18 protein-coding genes are annotated in these 21,654 nt (G+C 41.5%); 17 read left to right on the top strand and 1 reads right to left on the bottom strand.

The annotated features are described in order from the left end of the window. The first annotated feature begins 2,419 nt into the window (after positions 1 to 2,419). The 17 genes from MLE17_RS00985 to MLE17_RS01065 all read left to right on the top strand — a co-directional run bounded on the left by MLE17_RS00985 (position 2,420) and on the right by MLE17_RS01065 (position 19,429). Positions 2,420 to 4,084, top strand: a complete 1,665-nt coding sequence (locus MLE17_RS00985; protein ID WP_243345527.1) for a tyrosine-type recombinase/integrase — start codon at positions 2,420 to 2,422, stop codon at positions 4,082 to 4,084. A gap of 353 nt (positions 4,085 to 4,437) precedes the next feature. Next, positions 4,438 to 4,899, top strand: a complete 462-nt coding sequence (locus tag MLE17_RS00990; protein ID WP_243345528.1) for a hypothetical protein — start codon at positions 4,438 to 4,440, stop codon at positions 4,897 to 4,899. A 14-nt stretch (positions 4,900 to 4,913) separates the two neighbouring features. After that, positions 4,914 to 5,846 carry a hypothetical protein gene (locus MLE17_RS00995; RefSeq protein ID WP_243345529.1) on the top strand — a complete coding sequence of 311 codons (933 nt, stop codon included), beginning with the start codon at positions 4,914 to 4,916 and terminating at the stop codon, positions 5,844 to 5,846. Between the two features lie 145 nt (positions 5,847 to 5,991). Continuing rightward, on the top strand, positions 5,992 to 6,630 hold the full coding sequence (locus MLE17_RS01000; RefSeq protein ID WP_243345530.1) for a WG repeat-containing protein: 639 nt from the start codon (positions 5,992 to 5,994) through the stop codon (positions 6,628 to 6,630). Between the two features lie 252 nt (positions 6,631 to 6,882). Continuing rightward, the gene (locus MLE17_RS01005) at positions 6,883 to 7,554 is read left to right on the top strand and encodes a phosphoglycolate phosphatase (protein WP_243345531.1); all 672 of its coding nucleotides are present in this window, start codon (positions 6,883 to 6,885) and stop codon (positions 7,552 to 7,554) included. A gap of 1 nt (position 7,555) precedes the next feature. After that, positions 7,556 to 8,989, top strand: coding sequence for an FAD-dependent oxidoreductase (locus MLE17_RS01010; RefSeq protein ID WP_243345532.1), 1,434 nt, complete (start codon positions 7,556 to 7,558; stop codon positions 8,987 to 8,989). Positions 8,990 to 9,233: 244 nt separating this feature from the next. Then, positions 9,234 to 9,854 carry a CDP-alcohol phosphatidyltransferase family protein gene (locus tag MLE17_RS01015; RefSeq protein WP_243345533.1) on the top strand — a complete coding sequence of 207 codons (621 nt, stop codon included), beginning with the start codon at positions 9,234 to 9,236 and terminating at the stop codon, positions 9,852 to 9,854. Between the two features lie 484 nt (positions 9,855 to 10,338). After that, positions 10,339 to 10,917 carry a YdeI/OmpD-associated family protein gene (locus MLE17_RS01020; protein WP_243345534.1) on the top strand — a complete coding sequence of 193 codons (579 nt, stop codon included), beginning with the start codon at positions 10,339 to 10,341 and terminating at the stop codon, positions 10,915 to 10,917. A gap of 79 nt (positions 10,918 to 10,996) precedes the next feature. After that, positions 10,997 to 11,518: a hypothetical protein gene (locus tag MLE17_RS01025; RefSeq protein WP_243345535.1), complete on the top strand. Its 522-nt coding sequence runs from the start codon at positions 10,997 to 10,999 to the stop codon at positions 11,516 to 11,518. Between the two features lie 4 nt (positions 11,519 to 11,522). Continuing rightward, positions 11,523 to 12,203 carry an HD domain-containing protein gene (locus tag MLE17_RS01030; RefSeq protein WP_243345536.1) on the top strand — a complete coding sequence of 227 codons (681 nt, stop codon included), beginning with the start codon at positions 11,523 to 11,525 and terminating at the stop codon, positions 12,201 to 12,203. A gap of 103 nt (positions 12,204 to 12,306) precedes the next feature. After that, positions 12,307 to 13,296 (top strand): DUF6263 family protein, encoded by a 990-nt coding sequence (locus tag MLE17_RS01035; RefSeq protein WP_243345537.1) that lies wholly within the window; start codon positions 12,307 to 12,309, stop codon positions 13,294 to 13,296. Between the two features lie 97 nt (positions 13,297 to 13,393). Beyond that, on the top strand, positions 13,394 to 14,707 hold the full coding sequence (locus tag MLE17_RS01040) for a hypothetical protein (protein ID WP_243345538.1): 1,314 nt from the start codon (positions 13,394 to 13,396) through the stop codon (positions 14,705 to 14,707). A gap of 388 nt (positions 14,708 to 15,095) precedes the next feature. Then, positions 15,096 to 15,620, top strand: a complete 525-nt coding sequence (locus tag MLE17_RS01045) for a hypothetical protein (protein WP_243345539.1) — start codon at positions 15,096 to 15,098, stop codon at positions 15,618 to 15,620. Positions 15,621 to 15,770: 150 nt separating this feature from the next. Further along, entirely contained in the window at positions 15,771 to 16,274 is a 504-nt protein-coding gene (locus MLE17_RS01050) for a hypothetical protein (protein WP_243345540.1), read from the top strand. Positions 16,275 to 16,514: 240 nt separating this feature from the next. After that, positions 16,515 to 17,012, top strand: a complete 498-nt coding sequence (locus tag MLE17_RS01055) for a hypothetical protein (RefSeq protein ID WP_243345541.1) — start codon at positions 16,515 to 16,517, stop codon at positions 17,010 to 17,012. Positions 17,013 to 17,143: 131 nt separating this feature from the next. Beyond that, complete coding sequence (locus MLE17_RS01060) at positions 17,144 to 18,022, top strand: ATG16 family protein (protein WP_243345542.1); 879 nt, start codon at positions 17,144 to 17,146, stop codon at positions 18,020 to 18,022. 87 nt (positions 18,023 to 18,109) lie between these two features. Next, positions 18,110 to 19,429 (top strand): sigma-54-dependent transcriptional regulator, encoded by a 1,320-nt coding sequence (locus MLE17_RS01065; protein WP_243345543.1) that lies wholly within the window; start codon positions 18,110 to 18,112, stop codon positions 19,427 to 19,429. Here the strand turns inward: MLE17_RS01065 and MLE17_RS01070 are convergent. Beyond that, a complete protein-coding gene (locus MLE17_RS01070) occupies positions 19,419 to 21,596 on the bottom strand; it encodes a hybrid sensor histidine kinase/response regulator (RefSeq protein WP_243345544.1) in 2,178 nt (725 codons plus the stop codon). The two genes, MLE17_RS01065 and MLE17_RS01070, sit on opposite strands and share 11 nt — an antisense overlap. Positions 21,597 to 21,654 lie beyond the last annotated feature (58 nt).

Consider the following 21,654-nt stretch of genomic DNA (forward strand, 5'->3'; position numbering starts at 1 on the left):
TAAGGGTAGAAACAATAAAGAAACGCCCTTTTTGCAGCTACCGGCTCCCTGCGAACGTCCAAATATCACTCTGATATATTAAAAGTAAAAACGGCCAATTTTTGCAAACAAATCGAGTCCATTTCCTATCCCTCCCTTTTTCTATACCATCACCGGAGGATACCTAGAGTGTCCCTAGAGGATCCCTAGAGGATCAATACCGGGAAAAAGACTCATTTTCGAAATCCGACAGTAGCAAAATGTCAAAAACAGTCTGACTGATATTCTGAAATAAAACCCGAAGTGAAATCAGCAAAGTCAAACAAATCTCCCCTCCCATTTAAATACTATCCGGAATCAAAGCAAAAGATACTATCCATCCAATCCGGAAAACCATACTTTTAAACTGTTATTTTTTGTGGTATATATCATTACAAATCGACACAAAACGCCCACCCATATCAAAAAACGACAACAAACACTTATAAACCATCAATAAGAGCAGTATCGGAGGAACATCGGAGCAGTATCGGAGCTAGAACGGAGGAGAAGCGAAGCTGGCTGCTTTTCAGGTGAATTCTCTCTGATAGTACAAATACTCTCAAGAGTAAGAACCCAATTTGTTATATGGTCAAGCTCCTTAGGATTGCGAATACAATAAAAGTCGATGCGCCCTAAACAAAAAATGAATATCCCGATATACACCTAAGCCGTTTGACGAAACTCATATTACGGTGCGCTGCACCTAATGTTGAGTGGTATTATCCATATTCTACAAATATTATGGTGCTCTGCACCAATTATCATCATATAAAGGGACAGAGTCCCGTAATATTTGTAGAAAAATTGAATCCCCGGACAACAAAGGTGCAGAGCACCATAATATAAGACTCCGGTTAGATTAATAGGTGATTATACGGATATTCATAAACAAAATGTTTTTTGGTAATAGAAGTTGCGCGTGGATATAAACAGAAAAAGCGTTCTTTGATGTAGGTAGTATGAATGCTCAATGAGGCCGAACAGTGCCCATTGATGAAAATGAGAAAATAATCGCTTCGCACCATTTAGCCCTTCTGGTCTGTCCCCATTCATAAAATAAGTGCGAATCCTCAGGATTGTGCAAAACAATCAATTGCAAAAATCAAAAAGAGTCAGGAAAACGTATCTGTCGCAATGTACACAAGTGTGACATCAGCGGAAATGTATATATCCCATCGGGGATATGTTAAATTTCCACTGGAAATGTGACTATCCCAAACGGGATATCATAAATTCATACCGGAAACAGGCTTGTAACATGTGGAGTATCTTAAAATGTCTGAAGAAACAGACGTATCCCACGTTACACAAGCCCGTCATCACTAAAAACACACGTATCCCACATGGGATATATGCGTCAACTGCGGAAATTTGTAATATCCCATGTGGGATAAATGGAGTCATCACTGATGATAGGCATATCCCCGAGTAAAATGCAAAAATATCCGGTCGATCAGTTATTTCCCAGATTCAAATTGACTTTTCTATAGATGATGCCGTATTTCTCCTTAAAAGTTTTGGCTCTCATATCGGATATGAAAACGTAAAAAAGCAATGTGTAATCAAGGCGGTTCTGAATTCTATCGGGACTGCCACTACGGTACCGAAAATCCCAAAAGTATATCCGTCAGGGGCATTGGGAATATTTAGTCGAATGTCCTTTTGTTTTAGTAAGGCAGAAGGCCTTGTTTTTGGCTACGCAGGCCGGAGCCACACGCCGTACATCCTCATGCGTTTTGTGATTGTTAGTTAACCAGGTTACGCAGGACGGAGGCGTGCCCAAATCCCAGACTGCTTGTAGCTGTCGTATTCAAAAAGCTCAAACACTAAAATCAATAAAGAATCAAAACAACGCCATCAGGTGTTGCGGTTTTTAACCGCAATTATCTTGTATTGGAATCAACGGTTAAATCAGGCTGATCGGGACTCTGCTCCCATAAGAAAATGCGATAAATGAAAGGATGCTCCTTTTTTCATCGAATGAACAGTAAAGGACTTAACGCTGACAGATCTATAGACGCTGTCAGGTTATCGGTATACGATCATTGGGCGGTTAATTAGGCGGACTGGTACTCGCATCCCTCCAACTTCGTCAGCGTGCTTTCACCTAACAGCGTTATTAAAAACAGCATCACGCCTCACAACCATTATCATTCTGATAGTAAAAACCGGGAAACCCGACTATTTTTATCAAATCACCTATATGTGGACAACTGTGGAGCATATGTGGAGTTGCTGTTGAGTTGCTGTGGAGGAAGAGCGGAGTTGCCCGTTTTAAAAATTAGAGATATGGGGGACAAAATGACAAACACACTGGAGCCAGGGCTATTATTTATCCATTAGCCATTCCACCCAATTTTATATTTATTATTTTTGTATACAACCAACCTGACACACCATGAAAGCCAGCAAAATCACCCACCGAAACGAAATACGCATCCGGATAGATTTTCCATACAATCAGGAAATAGCGCTCAAATTAAAACGAATACCCGATTGCAAATGGAGCAGAACACTGAATGCCTGGCATATTCCTTATACGAAAGAGGCTTTCGAAAGGTTGAAAGAGTTATTTCCGGAAATAGAATATCCCCGGCCAGAACAATCTGATCCTGAAACCCCGAAAAACAGTCAGCAAAGGATAACGAAAATAGAAAAATCAGGGGAAATTAATACAAACGCAAACAATCCTCCTCTTAAACCAACTAACACATCCAACACAATCACAATTGAACTCTCCGATAAACAAATCAGTATCAAAATGCCCAAAAACGAGGTGGATATCCAATTCATTCGATCATTCAGGTATTTCCGATGGAATAAGAATACATTTTGCTGGTTAATCCCCAATTACAGGGATAATATTGACAAACTGAAAGCCTATTTCGGCAATCGAAAGATAGAAATCATTGAACACACATCTTCTATCCAGCCATTAAACTCCACACAACCAACGTATAATAAAGACCAAATGCTGGTCATCAGCTCCTTCAGGCGCAAATTACGGATCTATTTCAGCTACAACAAAGATCTGGCAGCCCGAATCAGACAAATTACACTCAGCAGTTGGAACAGCGATATACGATGTTGGGAACTTCCTTATTCTGAAAAATTTTTGACTGAAATCAAAGACCTGGCACAACAGAACTCTCTCGAATGGATTTATCGAGAAGAAAACAAAGGCAAAATTATACCACGTAAATCCCGGTTGGATATCAGAAATTACAAAACCTGCCCGATTGAATACATCGAAAAGCTCAAAGAGCTAAGATACAGCCAACACACGATCAACTCATACACTGACCTGTTCGAAGAGTTTATCAATCATTATGAAGCTCATCAACCGGAAAATATCACCGAGCCGATGATCATCGACTTCCTGCGCTATCTGGTAAATGAGCGGAAAATATCCACCTCCTACCAGAACCAGTCTATCAATGCTATCAAGTTTTACTACGAAAGGGTGCTAGGTGGAAATCGAAAAATCTATATCATCGACCGCCCCCGCGAAGAGAAGTACCTACCCGAAGTACTTAGTACAGAAGAAGTCACGATGATACTGAATGCCACCGAAAACCTTAAGCATAAAGCCATCCTGATGACTATATATTCTGCCGGACTGCGTATTAGCGAAGCCATTGACCTGAAGATTAAAGATATCGACAGCCAACGTATGCAGATAAGGGTGGAGCAAGGCAAAGGAAAAAAAGACCGATACACTTTGCTGGGATATAAGACTTTGGAAATACTGCGAAAATATTTTCTTCAATACAAACCAAAAGTATGGTTGTTTGAAGGTGCGAATGGAGAGCAGTATTCAAGAAGCAGCATCAAAAAAATTCTCAAAGCAGCTGTAGCTAAAACCAATATTAAAAAGCATGTCACCGTTCACACATTACGACATAGCTTTGCAACACATCTACTTGAAGCAGGCACGGATCTTCGTTATATACAAAATCTACTTGGTCATGAAAGTAGTAAAACAACAGAAATATATACACACATAACAACTAAAGGGTTTGAGCAAATAAAAAGCCCATTAGACCAATTAAACATCACATAATATTACAATAGATCAAAATACTTTATTACTTTTGAATCCAGAATTTAATAACATAATGACATCAGACATAGTATAACGAAATTCCTGTATGAGTACCTATCCCAAAACACCGAATATTCATATATCACTCATCTACAACAACATAGCAAGTTGCACAGCTATTTATATGACGGATATATGGGCAATCAGGTGACCATACAGAAAATGAGGTAACTATATATTGGTGTTATGGCCAAGTGTAAAAAAAAGAAAAAACGCATTCTACTATTGATACGTTTTGTAAAACTGACATAGAACAGAATTATTTATGGAAGTTCTTTTACGAATTTTCAAATCATTATAAATGAAGAATTATGATAAAACCACAAGAATTACGAATTGGGAATTTAGTCAATTATATGGGAAATCAACACACTGTAAATGGTGTTTTTGTTGGACACGTAAATTTTGAGTTTATGCTTGAAGAAACTGATAATCCTTCATTTCCCTCAAGATACAAGAATATAAATCTAAATAAAATAGAGCCAATTCCACTTACAGAAGATATTCTTTTAAAATATGGTTTTAAACAATCCAAAGAAGTACATACAACATATGTTCTAAGTTTGGACACATACTTTTTGTCACCGTCAATTAATCTATATGCTTACCTAGACACGCAAGGAAAAGTATGTGGATTTAGGTTGATACAAGGTCAAAATAGACATGGTAATATGCTATCAGAAATCTTGAGTGTTCACCAGCTACAGAACTTAATTTACACGTTGGCAGGTCAAGAGATGAACTTAGAACTCTCTCAAATTAAAAACTCATAAAACAATGATAATCTATGTTTGAGTATTATAGAGTCGAAAATTTAATTAATGAACCTAGTTCATTTTGGCTAAGCCTCTTAGTAGCATTTTTAGGAACAGGTCTTGGCTTTCTTGGAGCTTACTACTTAACAAAAGTAGCTGAAAGAAAACAGAACGAGAGAGATAAATATATTAAGCAAGACTTATATAATGACAGACTTGTATATATGTCTCAATTAATAGAAACTTGTGTTGATATTATAAAGAAGCAAATCGGGAAATTTGAAAAACTGTCAGCTGAAATTGAGAAAGTACCCACTGAACAACATTTATTAGAACTAATAGCTAGTAATGATTTGCTGAGACTACAAAAGATGGATACAGAAGAGGTTTTTCATGCATATCATTCTATTATACCCGATAGTCAAGAAAAAATAGCAGACTATAAAAATATATATAGTTCGATTGACTTTCTATACATGGAACTTAAGCAATCAATTGATTCTGTAGACAAACAGGTGAATTTTGTTTATCGAGACCAATTATATATCAAGGATAAAATTGAAAGTTTATCTACAGAAATAATAAAATGGATAAAAGATATCGAAGTAAAAGAAGGCAATTATGCTTCATTACCAGAATACCACTTTCTGACTTCTTTTCATGACGTATATCAGAAGCTAATTGATGAAAAAGCGCAACTTGGAAAAATAGAATCAAATTTTCTTTTACCTTTTGGAGTAGAATTAGCAAAGACATATAGCAGAGCTCCTTTCTTTAACGACTTGCATACATTAGCAACTCAAGCTGGAATTAGATTTAACCATGTTCGACTAAATGCTACTGAATTCGCAAAACAACTAAAAGGGATTAGAAAGAGAATCGAAACGTCACTTGAAAAACTAGAAAAAATTAACGACAAAATAAAAACGACAACCAGTATAATAAAACAAACACCTAGGCCATAACACACGCCTATGGTCATTGGCTGGCTGACGTGCATTTAGCAGGTTTTGCTCCCGCATTCACTTTGTCGCTGTGCGACAGCGAACGCTCCCGCAAACCGCCAAATGCCCATAGCCTCGGTCGTTAGGGGCAGCTTTAAAAAAGAAAATGAAGAACAGAAAACATATTACGACTATTATCATACTTCTTTTTTATCTAACTTCATTTGGACAAGAAAAGAAGTCAGACTATTTGCTTGCATTTAAAGACAAGGTTGGAGGAAAAGAATTGTGGGGCTTCAAGACAAGAAAAGGAAAAGTGGTTTTAAGTCCCAAATATGAACACGTAGAAACTGATACAATGTACCACATTGCATTTGTGACAAAAAAATTCAACTGGATTGTAATTGACCGACAAGGAAAGGAAATTCTAACACCGTTTATTTACGACAATGGTCCTGACTATGTTGTTGAAGGACTTTTCAGATACCAAGAAAACAAACGAATTGGATTTGCAAACATGAAAGGTGAGAAAATAACAAAACAACCCTTTGAATTTGCCTTTCCATTCAGTAGTGGCTTAGCAGCTTTCTGTGTGGGTGGACATATTGAGCGAGTAGACGAAGAACACACAATTTGGACTGGAGGACTCTGGGGATTTATCGACAAAACTGGAAAAATTGCGATTGAACCAAAGTTCACAAAAGTACGCGACTTTCAAAAACAGTATTGTGAAGTTTGGACTAAGGACAAAAAACATGTCTTGATTGACAAAAAAGGAAACATATATAAACTGTTGACAAAATAGAAACAAAAAAGTTGCCCCTAACACATGCCTATGTTCATTGGCTGGCTGACGTGCATTCCGGCAGTTTTGCTCCCGCATTCACTTTGTCGTTTCACGACAGCGAACGCTCCCGCAAGCCGCCAATGCCCATAGCCTCGGTCGTTAGGCGTAATTACAAATAGGACGCGTATAGAGTCCATTTTCTTCTAAAATCCCTATAATTGCTTCTTACTTAATCAAAACTTCCACATCTTTGTCGCACAATTAAGTAATATGGATTATAAAGACAAAGAACTTATTATATTTGACTTTGATGGTACACTTATCAATAGTATACCAGACTTAGCTACGGCGATCAATAACATGTTGACGCACTTTAATTTACCCGACATAGAAATCAGACTCATCGCTTCCTTTGTGGGGAATGGAGCTTCTACACTGGTCAAAAGAGCGCTTAACCTTGCCATGCAGGAGAAGGAACTAACGGATGATTTCTTCGCAGAAGCTTTTGCGTTTTATCTTTCGGCATATAAAGAGGTATCGTGTCAGAAAACCTTCACTTATGCCGGAGTATCAGAAACGCTAAACTACCTGGATGAAAAAGGGTATAAGATGGTGATATGCACCAATAAACCGTTTGATTACATCGAATCGATACTCGATTTTCTCTCCATTAAACAGTACTTTAAGCTTTGGATTGGCGAAGATTCCATACCTGAGAAAAAACCTCATGCCGCCCCTTTGCTCTATTTAGCCAACGCGATGAACACGACCATAGAAAAAAGCATCATGGTTGGCGACTCGAAAAATGATATTCTTGCAGCGCAAAATGCGGGGATGAATAGCATTGGTGTGACGTATGGTTACAACTACAACGAGAATATTGCAGACTATAAACCAGATATAGTTTTAGATCATTTTTCTGACCTACAAAAACTATTTTGAAATGAGTAAGATATATAAGGTGGGCATTATTGGAGGTGGAATATCAGGTTCTGTTATTGCCTTACAACTTGCCCAAAACGGAGTAGACAATATTTTATTCGAACAGGGTGAAAGCCTTGTAAACGGGCCTCCATTCTGCCACTTACACGCAGGAGGAAACCTGTACCCCGAAATATCGGTAGAGCAATGTAAACAGCTCATGCTTCAATCCATCGACATGGCGAAACTATTTCCACAGTCGATTGATGAAAGACCGACCTTTATCAGCGTTCCAAAATCAGAAAACATTGATGTAAATAAGATTGAGGATAAACTCAAACTCCTGGCAAACTACTATCAAGAGCTGATTAGCGAAGATGCATCAAATGAAGTGTTAGGCAATCCTGCCGACTATTACAAATCATATTCGCACGAAGATTTGGTCGCGCTGGCAAAGCAAGCCACGGTACAACATCCCAAATCGCAGGATGAATGGATGGCTAATGCTATTAAATACATTGATTACGAAAACCTGAAAATGCCGGTTTTCTTAGTGCAGGAATATGGATGGAACCTTTTTCGATTGGCGGCTCAGGCGCAGTTAGCTCTTTATAAGGCCGATGCATGCGAGCTACATACGCATACTAAAGTCATAAATATCAATGATGTACGCAACCAGCAACTGGATTACAATTGGGAAATAAGGACGAAGGATGCAGTCTATAAAGTGAAGTATTTAGTCAATTCATCTGGCTATAAAACTGCTCATGTAGATAAACATATACAGTTAAACTCTAATAGACTGGTTGAATACAAAGCGGCCTATATATCCAAATGGCATAGTATTCCGGGCTTAATTCCTGAGATGATTTTTCACGGAGAGCGTGGCAGTACGCACGGAATGTTACAGATAACGCCTTACAATAATGACTATTATCAGATCCATGGCATGACAAAGGATATCACTTTGTTTGACAATGGATTGATACAGTCAAAAAAGGATGGATCACCCGCTGAATTTGACTCATCTATCAAAAGGAAAATTGCTCGTGAATGGCATCAGAATGAAATCAACACAAGAACTGAATCCGCCATCCGTTATGCAGCCCGATATGTGCCTTCATTCAAATCGGCTACCGTAGGAGGGCCGCCCTTGCACGGAGCACAGCAGATACCGGGCGATGACCCGAGCCTGAGAGTGGGTGAGGTGAGTTTTCCAAGTGATTCGTATGCGCGTGCCGAGATTGTAAAAGCCTCTTCTGCCTTAACGGTAGCCAGGCAAATCATTCAAAAGATTCAGGAAGAAAACATTGTTCCGGTTATGGCAACGAATGCAAAACAAAATGCACTGCTTGACAGCATCTCAAAAACCGAGATTGATCATCTGGCAAGTGAACTGGCCATCCAACGCGGATATCCGGGCTCGCTCTCGCAACTACTTATTGAAAGAAAATAACAAACCACAGGGTTAAAACCCGTGTACTACAACATCGGCCATGCCTACGGCATTTGACAATGACAAAACACCGTAGGTGTGGCCGATCCGGTAACGCCGGACTTTAGTCCGGTGATGACAAAAGTAGAACACAAACCGCAGTAGGCTGTTCTACGCATGACTCCGGCCTACATCATCAAAAAACTGTCCCCACTCACCTCGCGCCAGGTCCGAAGTACCGCAACTGATAATCTATAATACCTGAATGACATTGAAAGCTCTGTTGCATAAAATCCCGCTAGCGTTAATATACTCAAGATTATTATTGGGGCCGGTTGTTCTTTTCCTCTCCTTTTATGATTCAATTTTAATCAGAGAGTTGATTGTAGGAATAATGATTTGGGCAATAGTATCGGATATCTTTGATGGTATAATTGCGAGGTCATTGAACATCTCGAATGAGAAATTGCGAAGGTTAGATTCATCAATCGATCAGATATTCTGGATATTTGCATTCGTGGGAGCCTTTATAATATCTCCGCAGTTTTTCAGAGACAATCTGTGGAAACTATCTTTAGTGATTGCTTTAGAAGCGCTTACTTATGCAATAAGCTATCTGAGATTCAAAAAGGAAGTAGCGACACATGCAATCCTGTCAAAATTCTGGGCATTAACCATTGTGGCAACCTTGATCGAAGTAATCCTAAGAAATGGCTCCGGCTTAATATTCAATATTTGCTTTTACCTGGGTGTATTGTCACGTATTGAGATAATAGCCATTCTACTTATACTCAGAAAGTGGACAAATGACGTTCCATCTGTTTTTCACGCAATAAAGCTCAGAAAAGGAGAGCCAATCAAACGAAACAAGATGTTTAATGGATAATCTTATTCCATTTATCCATCAAATAGCTTTGTTAGTAATATGCAAAACAAGGGAACATTACTGGAATTGTTTAAATTTGCGGTGTCTGGGGGACATACTGAGAGTAAACCTAACAGGTTTTCAAAACCTGTTAGGTTTGTCCATTTGAACTAGTTACAAAACAGGACATCAGGTAAACGCAGTAAGTGCATGAGCCAATTTAGTTTATACTAAAGTGTTAATTCAACTCTAGATTACCGACCCCTCCCGACCTCCCCAAAATGGGGAGGAGTGGTGCAATCACAACGTTAGCCTGGTCGAATAGCTAATTAAATGTGCTAATATTCATATATAGAACTGCGTTATAGCCCCCATTTTGGGGGTTGGGGGTCTGAGTGAGAAACTTGCAGCTCTGTCCCTTTAAGAACAAATAATACAAACTAATTACATTGTCCTACTTATAAGCAAACACTTTATAAAACAACTTCTTCAAAGAAAAAGCAATATGAATCCAAAGGTTGATGCATTTTTGAGCAAAACAGACAAGTGGCAGGAAGAGATGGTGAAGCTGAGAAAGATCGCTCTTGACTGTGGACTGACTGAAGAGTTGAAGTGGGGTGTACCATGCTATACGCACCAGCAGAATAACGTGGTACTCATTCACGGCTTTAAAGAATATTGCGCATTACTGTTTTTCAAGGGAGCCTTACTACAGGACACCCACGGGATCCTGATCCAACAAACGACGAATGTGCAGGCGGGCAGACAAATCCGCTTTACCAATATCAGGGAAATCACAGAGCAGGAAGACATTCTGAAAGCCTATATCTTTCAGGCTATCGAGGTGGAAAAGGCCGGCCTAAAAGTGGAGTTTAAAAAGTCGTCTGAATATAATATTCCGGAAGAGTTTCAAAAGAGACTGGATGAAATTCCTGCATTGAAGAGTGCGTTTGAGGCGTTGACTCCGGGACGGCAAAGGGCCTATATCCTTTACTTCTCACAACCCAAACAAGCCAAAACCAGAGAGTCGAGAGTTGAGAAATGTATCCCGATGATCCTGGATGGGAAGGGATTGAATGATTAGAGACAATAAATGCTTAATCAGCAACCAGACTTGCTATTTAATAAGATACACCTGAAAAATTATAAGAATCAAAAATCAGATGACAAAGAAAAGGAAAAAGCAAATTCAGATCAGACAAACACTTAGTAAAAAGAAAGATAAGAGTAAGATCAGGAAGAATATCCGAACTATGGTAATAATTATAGCAGTCTTTACTCTAACTATATTTTCATTCAGTTTCTATGTAGTACAAAATCACAACTCCATTCGCGAAGTGGTGAATCAAGATCCCAAATCAACAACTTCAAAAGTAACCTATATTTCAGGAGGTAAAGGCGCACACACGGCCACTTTTGAATTTTATATTGCCGGCATCAAACATTCAGGCTCAACATTTAATACCTATGATGGAGAAATAGGCGATAACATTAGAGTTATGTACTCTGCATCTAATCCTGACATCAATATCTATAGTGACGACACTACCCCGGAAACTTTTGTTGATGACGTCTTAATTTATACATTAGAAATTCTGGGAGTGTTTTTAGGTTTTCTTTGTGTAAGTCTTATGTACCTTAAATTGAAGCATCCGGGTAAAAACATCTGGGAATTAGAAAGCTAGAAACATGAAGATCACCACCACTCATCAATCAATGCTCAAAACCTCCATCATCCAACAAACCATCGCCTACGTCCAGTCAGAACTATCCACCACCGAAGCCGGGCACAACTGGTGGCACATCTACCGGGTGTGGAAACTAGCCCAACGGATTGCGCAAGGCGAAGAAGCGGATCAGTTCGTGGTGGAGCTCGGCGCTTTACTGCATGACATTGCCGATTCGAAATTTCATAACGGGGATGAAGAGATCGGGTCTAGTAAAGCGAGAGAATTCCTGAGTGCGATGGCAGTTGACAAAGAGGTGATTGATCATATAGAGCAGATTATCCGCCATATCTCATTCAAAGGGGGAAACCATGAGCAAACGTTTCATTCCCCGGAGCTAGACATTATCCAGGATGCCGACCGACTGGATGCGATGGGGGCGATTGGCATTGCCCGCACATTTAACTACGGTGGACACAAAGGCCGGGATATTTACGATCCTGCCATTCCTCCCAGCTTCAATATGACCAAAGAGGAGTATAAAAACAGTAACACCCCTACCCTCAACCATTTCTACGAAAAGCTTCTGCTACTCAAAGAGCGGATGAACACCCGAATGGGAAAAGAACTGGCTGAAGAGCGACACCGCTTTATGGAACTCTATCTGGAGCAGTTTTATAAAGAGTGGGAAGGGGTATTGTAATCTAAGGTTATACCTGACAGGTTTTAAAAACCTGTCAGGTATAAAACGACTCATTTCTCACAACGCACAAACACACAGTTAACCACCAATAATTCAAAAGATAATGAAAAGCATCAACCAACTGAGACTTATTACAGTTTTCACCGCATTACTCCTTTGCGGAACAACACAAGGAGAGACTTTGAAGCTTAACCTGAAAAAGGGTGACCAATTCCTGATGCATGGCCGCTTCAACATCACCACTTCGATCATTGCACCGGATAAGAACATGGAAATGCATGTAAAATTCGCTCCGGATATTTTGTATCGGATTAAAGAACAGACTCCGCAGGGGTACGCGATGGATGTTTCGTTTGAAAGACTGCTCATGAATGCCGCAACTCCACTAAAAGAGAAAGACTTCAGCATTGATACCGACGCTATTGCATTCAGCGACTCCCTCAGCACAACGACAGGCGATGTTGACCTGAAGAAACAACTGGGTATTATGTTGAAAATGATGATGGGAAAAAGCCTCTCCCTGGACGTTGCCCGGAATGGAAAGATACTAAAAACCGGGAATATTGCAGAAGCAATGCAACCGGCCCTGAATTACATGACCCGCCAACTGGCCAAAATGAAACTACCGGCTGATTCCTTAGAGAAAATCAAGGCAAAGCAAAAGAATAACCTCAAACAGGCTGATTTTGCTTCAGGGTTCGAGAAAACGTTCATCGAATTACCGGAGAAACCGCTTAATCCGGGGGACACCTGGCAAACGTTCACTCCTTTGCAAGGTGACACATTACATAAAATGACCAACACCTACAAATTACTAGCTATAAATCCGGACGAATACCTGATTGAAAGCGTTTCGAGCCTGCCGGAAATGCCTTCATCCGGGGCAGGTGGTTTTCTGGCCATGCTGTTCAAGCTGGAAATCGGAGAAAACAAAGCAATATATCATCTGGACCGTAAAACAGGATGGATTAAGAGCTTAGATGGTTCGATGACAATTTCCATTACCATCAATAGTAATTCTTCAGACAAGAAGCAAGCCGAAGGTAAAAGTACCAAAATGTCGATCCGGACCGACTATACAGTCACGATGTAAGAACAGGTGATTAGCTCACGGTTGAGCTCTTGATCGTAATACCAACAAAATTGATTCATCTCCTTATTCCGTTTAACCTTTCAGAAAAACCACCATCATGAACAGAGTACTCCTTTCCCTTCTTGTCTTGCTATTTGGCACATTGATTTCATGCCGGGGAGTGAATCACTCAAACGAAACAATTAAGGCCATTGAGAAAACGGATTCGTGCCTTACGGATGCTGCCAACAAATATGAGGTGTATATTCCGGCAAGGACGAAAGAGGAGGAAAAGTTGCCATTACTGGTGATTATTGATGCGCATGGTTCCGGAAAGTTTGCCCTGAATAAATTCAAGCTGGCTGCCGGGAAATATCCGATGATATTAGTCGCTTCCGATTATGTAAAAAACGGTTTTGAAGGGTATGACCGGGCAATACAAACACTGATTAACGATGTACGCAGCAAATATCCGGTAGGGAAAGCACTGTTCCTGACCGGTTTTTCGGGTGGAGCACGCATGGCATTGGGTTATGCGTTGGGACATCCGGCAGACGGACTGATCCTTTGTGGGGCTTTGGCCGGACGGAACGAAATCAGCACCCTCTCCTGCCCGATCATCTCCATTTCAGGAACGGATGATTTTAATTTTATGGAGACGGCTCAGTATCTTTTTCAGGAAGAATCCCTTCCGCATAATCTGAAAATTGAATTGACCAATGCTTCACACAGCTGGCCCGACAGCCTGATACTGGACAATGCAGTGGGGTATCTGCATTTCGTCACGCCAAATGCAGAATCTGCGAATACGAGGACTCAACTAACAGCCTATAATCAGCAACAACAAACCCGAATTGAATCACTGAAGCAACAGGGAGATTACCTGAAAGCAGCACTTATCGCCCGAAATATGGCCTCCGTTGAGCTCTTTGACTGGAATAAAACATTTGCCACAACCTATAATTCCCTGAAAAACGATGTGGTGTACAGAAATCAGCTCAGCCGTCTCGGAAATTGCCTGAACTACGAAATCGGGATGCGTCAGACTTATGTGGAGGCTTTCAACACCAAAGAGAGCAACTGGTGGAAAAACGAAATCAATACCGTTGAAGGTAAAATCAAAACCGAACAGGACGCCATGCGTGCAGACATGTACCGGAGAATTAAAGGATTCTGGGGAATAGTCTGTTACTCGCTGGGGAAACAAGCCATAGCTCAACACAATGCAGACTTACTGAACCGGGTTTTATTCGTTTACCGCACGATAGAACCTGAAAACTCCGAGATGTATTACTACTCTGCCTTCCCTCCTTTCTGGCAGGGTAACAATGAGGCGACAATTTCCGTTCTTCGAAAAGCGCTCAAAGCCGGATTTACTGACCTGAACAGGTTGAAAACGGATTTTCCGGAATCAATCAGTTCTAAGCTTTAAAGGCTCGTATCAAAAGAATTGTAAGTCTGACTCTCAAGCTCCACCGGGCAATCCAAGTTTGTTCGTTTATTTCATTACTGTCAATCCGGCAAGCGGCTTTGAGCCGCTGCCCGGTGTGGGGCTCTAGCATTCAGTAGCTATGAGCCGCTTAAAGTGTAACAAATACCCCCTTAAATTTGAACATTCTTAAATCTTGTCCCAGGTAAAATGGAATCTGAGACAAAAGGAGCTTCCATTTCCACACATCCAGCCACATTCCACACCACACAATTCCACAAATTTCCACACTCCACAAAATCATTATTCATAAATATATCAGCGCATTAGCAATTCCGGCACAATGATTGTCCTTTTCAAAGAGAGTAACAAACCTCTAAAATCAATCATTATGAAACCGCTAAGAATAATAGTAACCGGAATGGCAATCTTCATTGCCTGTGCCATGCACGCTCAATTTTCCATCAGTGTAAATATCGGTGCCCGTCCGTCATGGGCTCCCGCTGTAGAAGCGAGTGTACGGTATTATTACCTGCCCGATGTAGATGTATATTATGACATTCCCTCGTCTATGTTTATTTATATGGACAATGGAGAATGGATACACAGACGCGAACTTCCCGGACGATTCCGCAACTACGACCTGCACCATTGCCGCAAAATGGTAATCAACGATTATCGTGGAGATTCCCCATACACCCATTACCGCTATAGTGAAAGATATGCGCCGGGGCGTGATTATGATCACAACAATTACGCTCGCTCCGAAAGAGGATATTACCCCGACAACGACCGTCGTACTTATGAAGTTTCTTATAGAGACAATCAACGGTACAGACAAGACGGCGATGAAAGGGAGGACCACGATCGCGGCAGAGGACACGCTTATGGCAGATATAAAAGCTGGAAGGATTAAAAGCCAGAGCTGTCCTGACTGCTAAAACGGGGTTGTAAGTTTCGACCCCAAAACTTATTCCACACATTTACATTACATACATATCGAAAAATCTGGTGTGGGGTAATTATAATTCGCAAATCACATTAAACACCAATATAATAGTCTATTATGAAAAAGTATCTTTTATTATTTGCAGTAATCTCCTTCATTTCAGTATCATCATTCGGCCAGAACTCATTAGCAACGGGTAGAAGCCAGTTAAATTTCGGTGTAGGTCTCTCTGACTGGGGAGTACCTCTTTACCTGGGATTTGACCATGCCGTCAGCAGTGATGTAACGCTGGGAGGAGAACTAACTTATCGCTCATATCGCGAATACTGGGATCACTATTATTACGACCATAGTATAACCGGTATTTCAGGAAATGCGAATTACCACTTTAATAACGTATTCAACATTCCCCGCAACTGGGATCTCTATGCGGGACTCAACCTCGGATTCTATGTATGGAGTTCACCCGACACATACGACGGATCTCACACCTCCGGATTAGGACTGGGAGCTCAGATAGGCGGACGCTATTTTATTTCAAAAAAAGTGGGGATTAACCTGGAGTTTGGTGGAGGAAATGCCTTCTCTGAGGGGAAATTTGGCCTGACAATCAAGCTATAACATTTCTGTATCTCTATAGAGAAAGCTGTGGATAGATCAAATAATGCTGTTCACAGCTTTCTTGTTTTATTGAAAAGGGTTGATACACATGTCCACACCTATCCCCATCGCCCTTCTACAGTTTTCCACAACTTTCCACACCGCACTAAAGGCACACACCTATCATTATCAACCAGTTAACTATTCCGGCATAATAATTGAATTTATATCAGTATAAGACATTCTTTAAAAGCGAACATTATGAAACCTTCAAAACTTATAGTAGCCGGATTGGCAATATTACTTGCCGGTGCAATGAAAGCACAAGTATCTGTCAATGTAAACATTGGTGCCAGGCCGACATGGGGACCTGTTGTTGAACAGGACGTCAGATATTACTATCTGCCCGAAGTAGAAGCTTATTACGATATTCCATCAGCCATGTTTATTTATGCTGACAATGGAAGATGGGTACACAGACACCAGCTTCCCGGCAGATTCAGGGACTACGACCTGTATCGTGGCCGCAAAATCGTAATCAATGATTATCGCGGTAATTCGCCATATATCCATTGCGGATATACCCCAAGAAATACTCCTCCGGGACATGCTTATGGCCGTTACTTTCACGGTAACCCAAACAGAGGTTATTATTACAGGGAATATGATCGCCAGCCCCGGGAAGAATTTTACAAGGAAAAAGGAAATGGTCATGGCAGAGGACATGCGTATGGCAGAAATAAAGAGTGGAAGGATTAAGAGCCGCCCGGTCATGACAGCTAAAACGGGGTTGTAATACTCAACCCCACATTCTTTAGCCAAAATCAAAAACACCAACCCATTTAAAAGAACAAACAAAAAATATCATGAACCAATTAACTTTTAAACGTATGAAAACTTTCAAAATCTACGCAGTGATCGCTGCGCTTGCATTGACCTCTGCTTCTTGTGTCGAAAATTCAGGTAAATACAAATCCATGGTTGCCCAACGGGATTCGCTGAAACTGGAAAACGAGGCTTTGGATTCAAATTATAATCAAACACTTGCGACAATTAACGATGTTGAAGCCGGTTTTGCAGAGATCAGCAAAAGCGAAAACCGGATGAAGCTCAATATTAAAGGCACTTCAGAAAATGCGGCATCCAGAAAAGCAATTATCGGTGAACAAATGAATATGATCAAACAGATCATGGAGCAAAATAAGGCCAGGATTGCCGAACTTCAACGGATTTCAGGCAAAAAAGGAAAAGAGAACAGTACTCTGACTAAAACCATTAAACGTCTGCAAGGCGAACTGGCAGAAAAAGATGCGCTGATACAGTCTCTGCAGGAAGAACTTAATCAGAAAAACATCAAGATTGATGAGCTCAACGGCACCGTTAATAATCTGAATAACAACGTAGCCGAACTGAATAAAGTCAGTGACCAGCAAAAAGCAACCATCAAAACCCAGGATGACAACATCAATACAGTATGGTATTGCGTGGCTTCTACCAAAAAGCTGAAAGAAGCACATATCCTTTCCGGAACCGGTCTTTTCCAAAAGAAAAAAGTGATGGACAAGGAGTTTGATCAACAGGCATTTACCCAAGGTGATCTGAGAAGCATGACTTCGATCCCGACTAATAGCAAAAAAGTGACCATTCTATCAGCACATCCTAAAAACAGCTATAATCTGGTAGCCGGAGCAAATAAAACAATCTCAATCGAAATCACCAACCCATCCAGATTCTGGAGCGTATCGAAGTATCTGGTCGTTCAGATCTAAATTCATTCAAAATATCAGATTTGACAGATGATCACAGCATTATTATAACGGGAATAATCCGGTAAATTGATTATTTTTGTTCCCGTTATGCAACAGAGAATACTGATCATCGAAGATGACACCACCTTTGGAACCATGTTGCAAAGGTGGTGTCTTCGTAATGGATACGAGGCTGAGCTATGCTCAAAAGTGTCGGCTGCACAAGAGGTACTAACAAACAAGAAAGTAAACCTCGTGCTGACGGATCTTCGTCTGCCCGACGGAGACGGAATCCTGCTCCTGCAATGGATTCGGGAGCAAAAGATGACTATGCCCGTTATCGTTATGACCAGTTATGCTGAAATACGGAGTGCAGTGGCAGCCATGAAGCTGGGTGCGGAAGATTTCCTTGAAAAACCTATCAATCCTACCGTTCTTAAAGAAAAGATCGAGCAGGCTTTGTCAAAGACGCAGGAAAAAGTACGACCAACCCAACCGGTCAAACCGATAGCCAATAATATGGTGATGGGAAAAAGTGCAGGTGCCAGACTGATGTATAATCACATCTTGCGTGTAGCCCCTACCCGAATGGCCGTACTGATTCTTGGCGAAAGCGGTACCGGAAAAGAGTATGCCGCACGGATGATTCACGAAAACAGTACCAGGAAGAATAAACCGTTTATTGCAGTGGATTGCGGGAGTTTATCGCGGGAGCTGGCTCCGAGCGAACTGTTCGGACACCTGAAAGGCTCATTTACCTCAGCCGTGGAAGATAAAACAGGGGTATTTGTCCAGGCAAACGAAGGAACCGTGTTCCTGGATGAAGTGGGGAATCTGTCGTATGATGTGCAGGTGCAACTGCTCAGGGCCTTACAGGAGCAAAAAGTTCGTCCGGTAGGCTCAGCCAAGGACATCAAGGTAGATGTACGTATCCTTGCCGCAACCAATGAAAACCTCGAAACAGCCATTGCCGAAGGCCGTTTCCGGGAAGATTTATACCATCGTCTGAATGAGTTTTCTGTTTTCGTACCGCCATTGCGGGAACGGAAAGGTGATATTGAAGTATTTGCTAATGAATTCCTACGGCAAGCCAATGAAGAGTTGGATAAAGCGATTCTGGGATTCACCCCGGAAGCCCTTGCTATGCTTGAAAAGCACCATTGGAGCGGAAACCTGCGTGAGCTGCGCAATACGGTGCGAAGAGTGGTTCTGTTTGCATCCGGGGAGATGATTACCCCGGAGGACTTTCCTGCTTTTGCAGCAGCTCCGACGATCGAAGATATGGCCCTGCAACCCGAAAACGAACGGGAACAAATTGAAAACGCGCTCCGGAAAGCGCGCGGCAATAAAACATTAGCAGCCCAACTGCTTAAAATTGACCGTAAAACGCTCTACAACAAAATGCACCTTTACGGTATTAAACTTTGATGTTCAGGATAACTTCCACATCTGCCTGCCAGCCTTCATACACTTCACCCCGACGGGCATCCATGCGACGCAACTCATCGGTCGGATAGCCCAACTGGGCAAACATCGGCAGCATCTTGTGGCAAATAGATTGGGCTGTCCTGAAGTCGTTTTCCTCAAGGGCAGCTTTCAGCATATCAAAGTTATCCGCCGTCGAAGCCCGGAATATTTCCAGTATTTCATCCAAATCATCGCCCCATAGATCATCTTCGACCTTTTCTCCTTCACCAAAAATCTCACGTAATGCATTCAACGTGAAAGGTTTTGCCAGAAATCCGTCAAAGCCCAGGGAACGCGCCTTTTCGGTCGTATAATCACTGTGCCCCGTCATGACTACTACCGGAACATTGCCGGCAGAAGCCAGAATATCCAACCCGGTGATATCGCCCATTTCCATATCGGTGAGGATGATATCAGGCTCCTGCTCTACCACTTTATGTCCCAATTTCAGCAACATATCACGCACCATTTGTGCGACCACCGGATCATCTTCATAAATGGCAATCTTCTTCGTTCCGCTTTTGATGACATATTGTACCTGTTCGCAGGGAATCGTCACCTCAACCTTAGTCCCCTCTCCTACTTTTGACGTAACCCTGATCGTTCCACCCAGCAGATCGACCAATCCTTTAACCACGAACATACCCAGTCCGGAACCATTCGCCAGGCTATTGTTGCTCTCTACGCGGGTAAAAGGCTCGTAGATTTCCGCCAGCTTATCTTCGGGAATACCGGCACCGGTATCAGCTACAGTTAGCAGAAGCTGCCCTTCGGAATATTTCATTTGCAATGATACCTCTCCCTGACGAGTGTATTTGATGGCATTGGAGACCAGATTGATGATAATCTGTTTGATTTTCATTTGGTCTGAATGAATCCGAACTTTATCGGATTGTGCACTGAATGCGAGCTTTTTTGCTTCGGCCAGAGGAAGAAACATCTGACTGATCTCCTCATTCATGCCATAAATGGAAAAATCGCTCTTGCTTACAGTTAATGAGCCCTGTTCAAGACTTGAAAACTCCAGCAGGTTTTCCAGCAATGCCAGAATGTGCCGGGCAGAGCTTTTCATCGACCGGATATCCTCTCCCTGTTGCTGTCGAAGCTCCAGATAACCAAGGATGGAGCCCAGCGGACTTTTAATGTCGTGCGATACCGACAACAAGAGCTTATGCCGGCTTTCCATCACCTGACGGATTTTGTCGCGTGCCTCTTTGCCCTTGTTTACATCATAAATTATCAGAATAATAAACAATAAGATCAACGCCAGAGCCAATGCCCCACCAATTCTCGACACGTTATAATTCTTATCAATCTCCTTCTCGCTGCGTGAAATGGCAGTCAATACAGAATCAAAAGTCTGGCGATGTAGTTGCATCAACAGAGCCGATATTTGCGTAGAGATTTCCCGGTCAGAGGCAATCAGTTCAGCAACCTTTTGTCCGATCGATTTGATATTTTGCTGGTAACTCAGGTCTGCTTTCCTTGCCATCCGATCCACTTCTGCCAGAATCTTCTTCGAATCATTGTCGGTAAGACGAACAGTATCGATACGCTGGCGGTTGACAATGGTCATTTTAGGCTTTACGGGATTGAAGGCCTCCTTTAACCTGCCAAAAAAGCCTTTACGCTTCACGGTATTGTATATCGTGTCCTTTTTATAAGAGATTCGCAGGGTATATTCCTGTTTGGGTTTATAGCTGTGGATACGTTCGCTGATGGCCGCCACCGGGATCGGTTGGTTTAACTGCCGGTTGAGCTCTGTGATGTTGGAAGCCTGACGGGACAGCAACCCTTTGATCTGTTTCAACTTTGCCTTACCCACAGGCTGCGTCACCGAAAGGGTATCAATCAGCAAGTCAATCCGGTGGATTTGCTTACCAAACTTTCGGATGTAAAGGGTATCATTTGTCGAAATAAACAGGCTGACCGACGATTGCGCCTCCCCGACGGTATAGATCAGCTCGTTGGTTAAAGCCAATGACCTGTGTTGCGACTCAATTTCCTGCTTCTGTGACTGGATATTGCTCCGCAAATTATACAGATAGAAAAGCATAAATGCAGCTGCAATTCCGACGATGATATACAATCCTGCAGCTTTAAACCGTATTTTACTTTCAATGCTCATATTACAAAGGTAGAGATATTTTTACGACAAATAAAACCGCTTTGTTTTAGAGTAAATA

The sequence above is a fragment of the Parabacteroides sp. FAFU027 genome (assembly GCF_022808675.1).
In the GTDB taxonomy this organism is placed as follows: Bacteria; Bacteroidota; Bacteroidia; order Bacteroidales; family UBA7332; genus CAXXIC01.

Bases quoted from the DNA above. Each gene is read 5' to 3' on its own strand.
- MLE17_RS00985 (WP_243345527.1), top strand. From the start codon at position 2,420: ATGAAAGCCAGCAAAATCACCCACCGAAACGAAATACGCATCCGGATA.
- MLE17_RS00990 (WP_243345528.1), top strand. From the start codon at position 4,438: ATGATAAAACCACAAGAATTACGAATTGGGAATTTAGTCAATTATATG.
- MLE17_RS00995 (WP_243345529.1), top strand. From the start codon at position 4,914: ATGTTTGAGTATTATAGAGTCGAAAATTTAATTAATGAACCTAGTTCA.
- MLE17_RS01000 (WP_243345530.1), top strand. From the start codon at position 5,992: ATGAAGAACAGAAAACATATTACGACTATTATCATACTTCTTTTTTAT.
- MLE17_RS01005 (WP_243345531.1), top strand. From the start codon at position 6,883: ATGGATTATAAAGACAAAGAACTTATTATATTTGACTTTGATGGTACA.
- MLE17_RS01010 (WP_243345532.1), top strand. From the start codon at position 7,556: ATGAGTAAGATATATAAGGTGGGCATTATTGGAGGTGGAATATCAGGT.
- MLE17_RS01015 (WP_243345533.1), top strand. From the start codon at position 9,234: ATGACATTGAAAGCTCTGTTGCATAAAATCCCGCTAGCGTTAATATAC.
- MLE17_RS01020 (WP_243345534.1), top strand. From the start codon at position 10,339: ATGAATCCAAAGGTTGATGCATTTTTGAGCAAAACAGACAAGTGGCAG.
- MLE17_RS01025 (WP_243345535.1), top strand. From the start codon at position 10,997: ATGACAAAGAAAAGGAAAAAGCAAATTCAGATCAGACAAACACTTAGT.
- MLE17_RS01030 (WP_243345536.1), top strand. From the start codon at position 11,523: ATGAAGATCACCACCACTCATCAATCAATGCTCAAAACCTCCATCATC.
- MLE17_RS01035 (WP_243345537.1), top strand. From the start codon at position 12,307: ATGAAAAGCATCAACCAACTGAGACTTATTACAGTTTTCACCGCATTA.
- MLE17_RS01040 (WP_243345538.1), top strand. From the start codon at position 13,394: ATGAACAGAGTACTCCTTTCCCTTCTTGTCTTGCTATTTGGCACATTG.
- MLE17_RS01045 (WP_243345539.1), top strand. From the start codon at position 15,096: ATGAAACCGCTAAGAATAATAGTAACCGGAATGGCAATCTTCATTGCC.
- MLE17_RS01050 (WP_243345540.1), top strand. From the start codon at position 15,771: ATGAAAAAGTATCTTTTATTATTTGCAGTAATCTCCTTCATTTCAGTA.
- MLE17_RS01055 (WP_243345541.1), top strand. From the start codon at position 16,515: ATGAAACCTTCAAAACTTATAGTAGCCGGATTGGCAATATTACTTGCC.
- MLE17_RS01060 (WP_243345542.1), top strand. From the start codon at position 17,144: ATGAAAACTTTCAAAATCTACGCAGTGATCGCTGCGCTTGCATTGACC.
- MLE17_RS01065 (WP_243345543.1), top strand. From the start codon at position 18,110: ATGCAACAGAGAATACTGATCATCGAAGATGACACCACCTTTGGAACC.
- MLE17_RS01070 (WP_243345544.1), bottom strand. From the start codon at position 21,596: ATGAGCATTGAAAGTAAAATACGGTTTAAAGCTGCAGGATTGTATATC.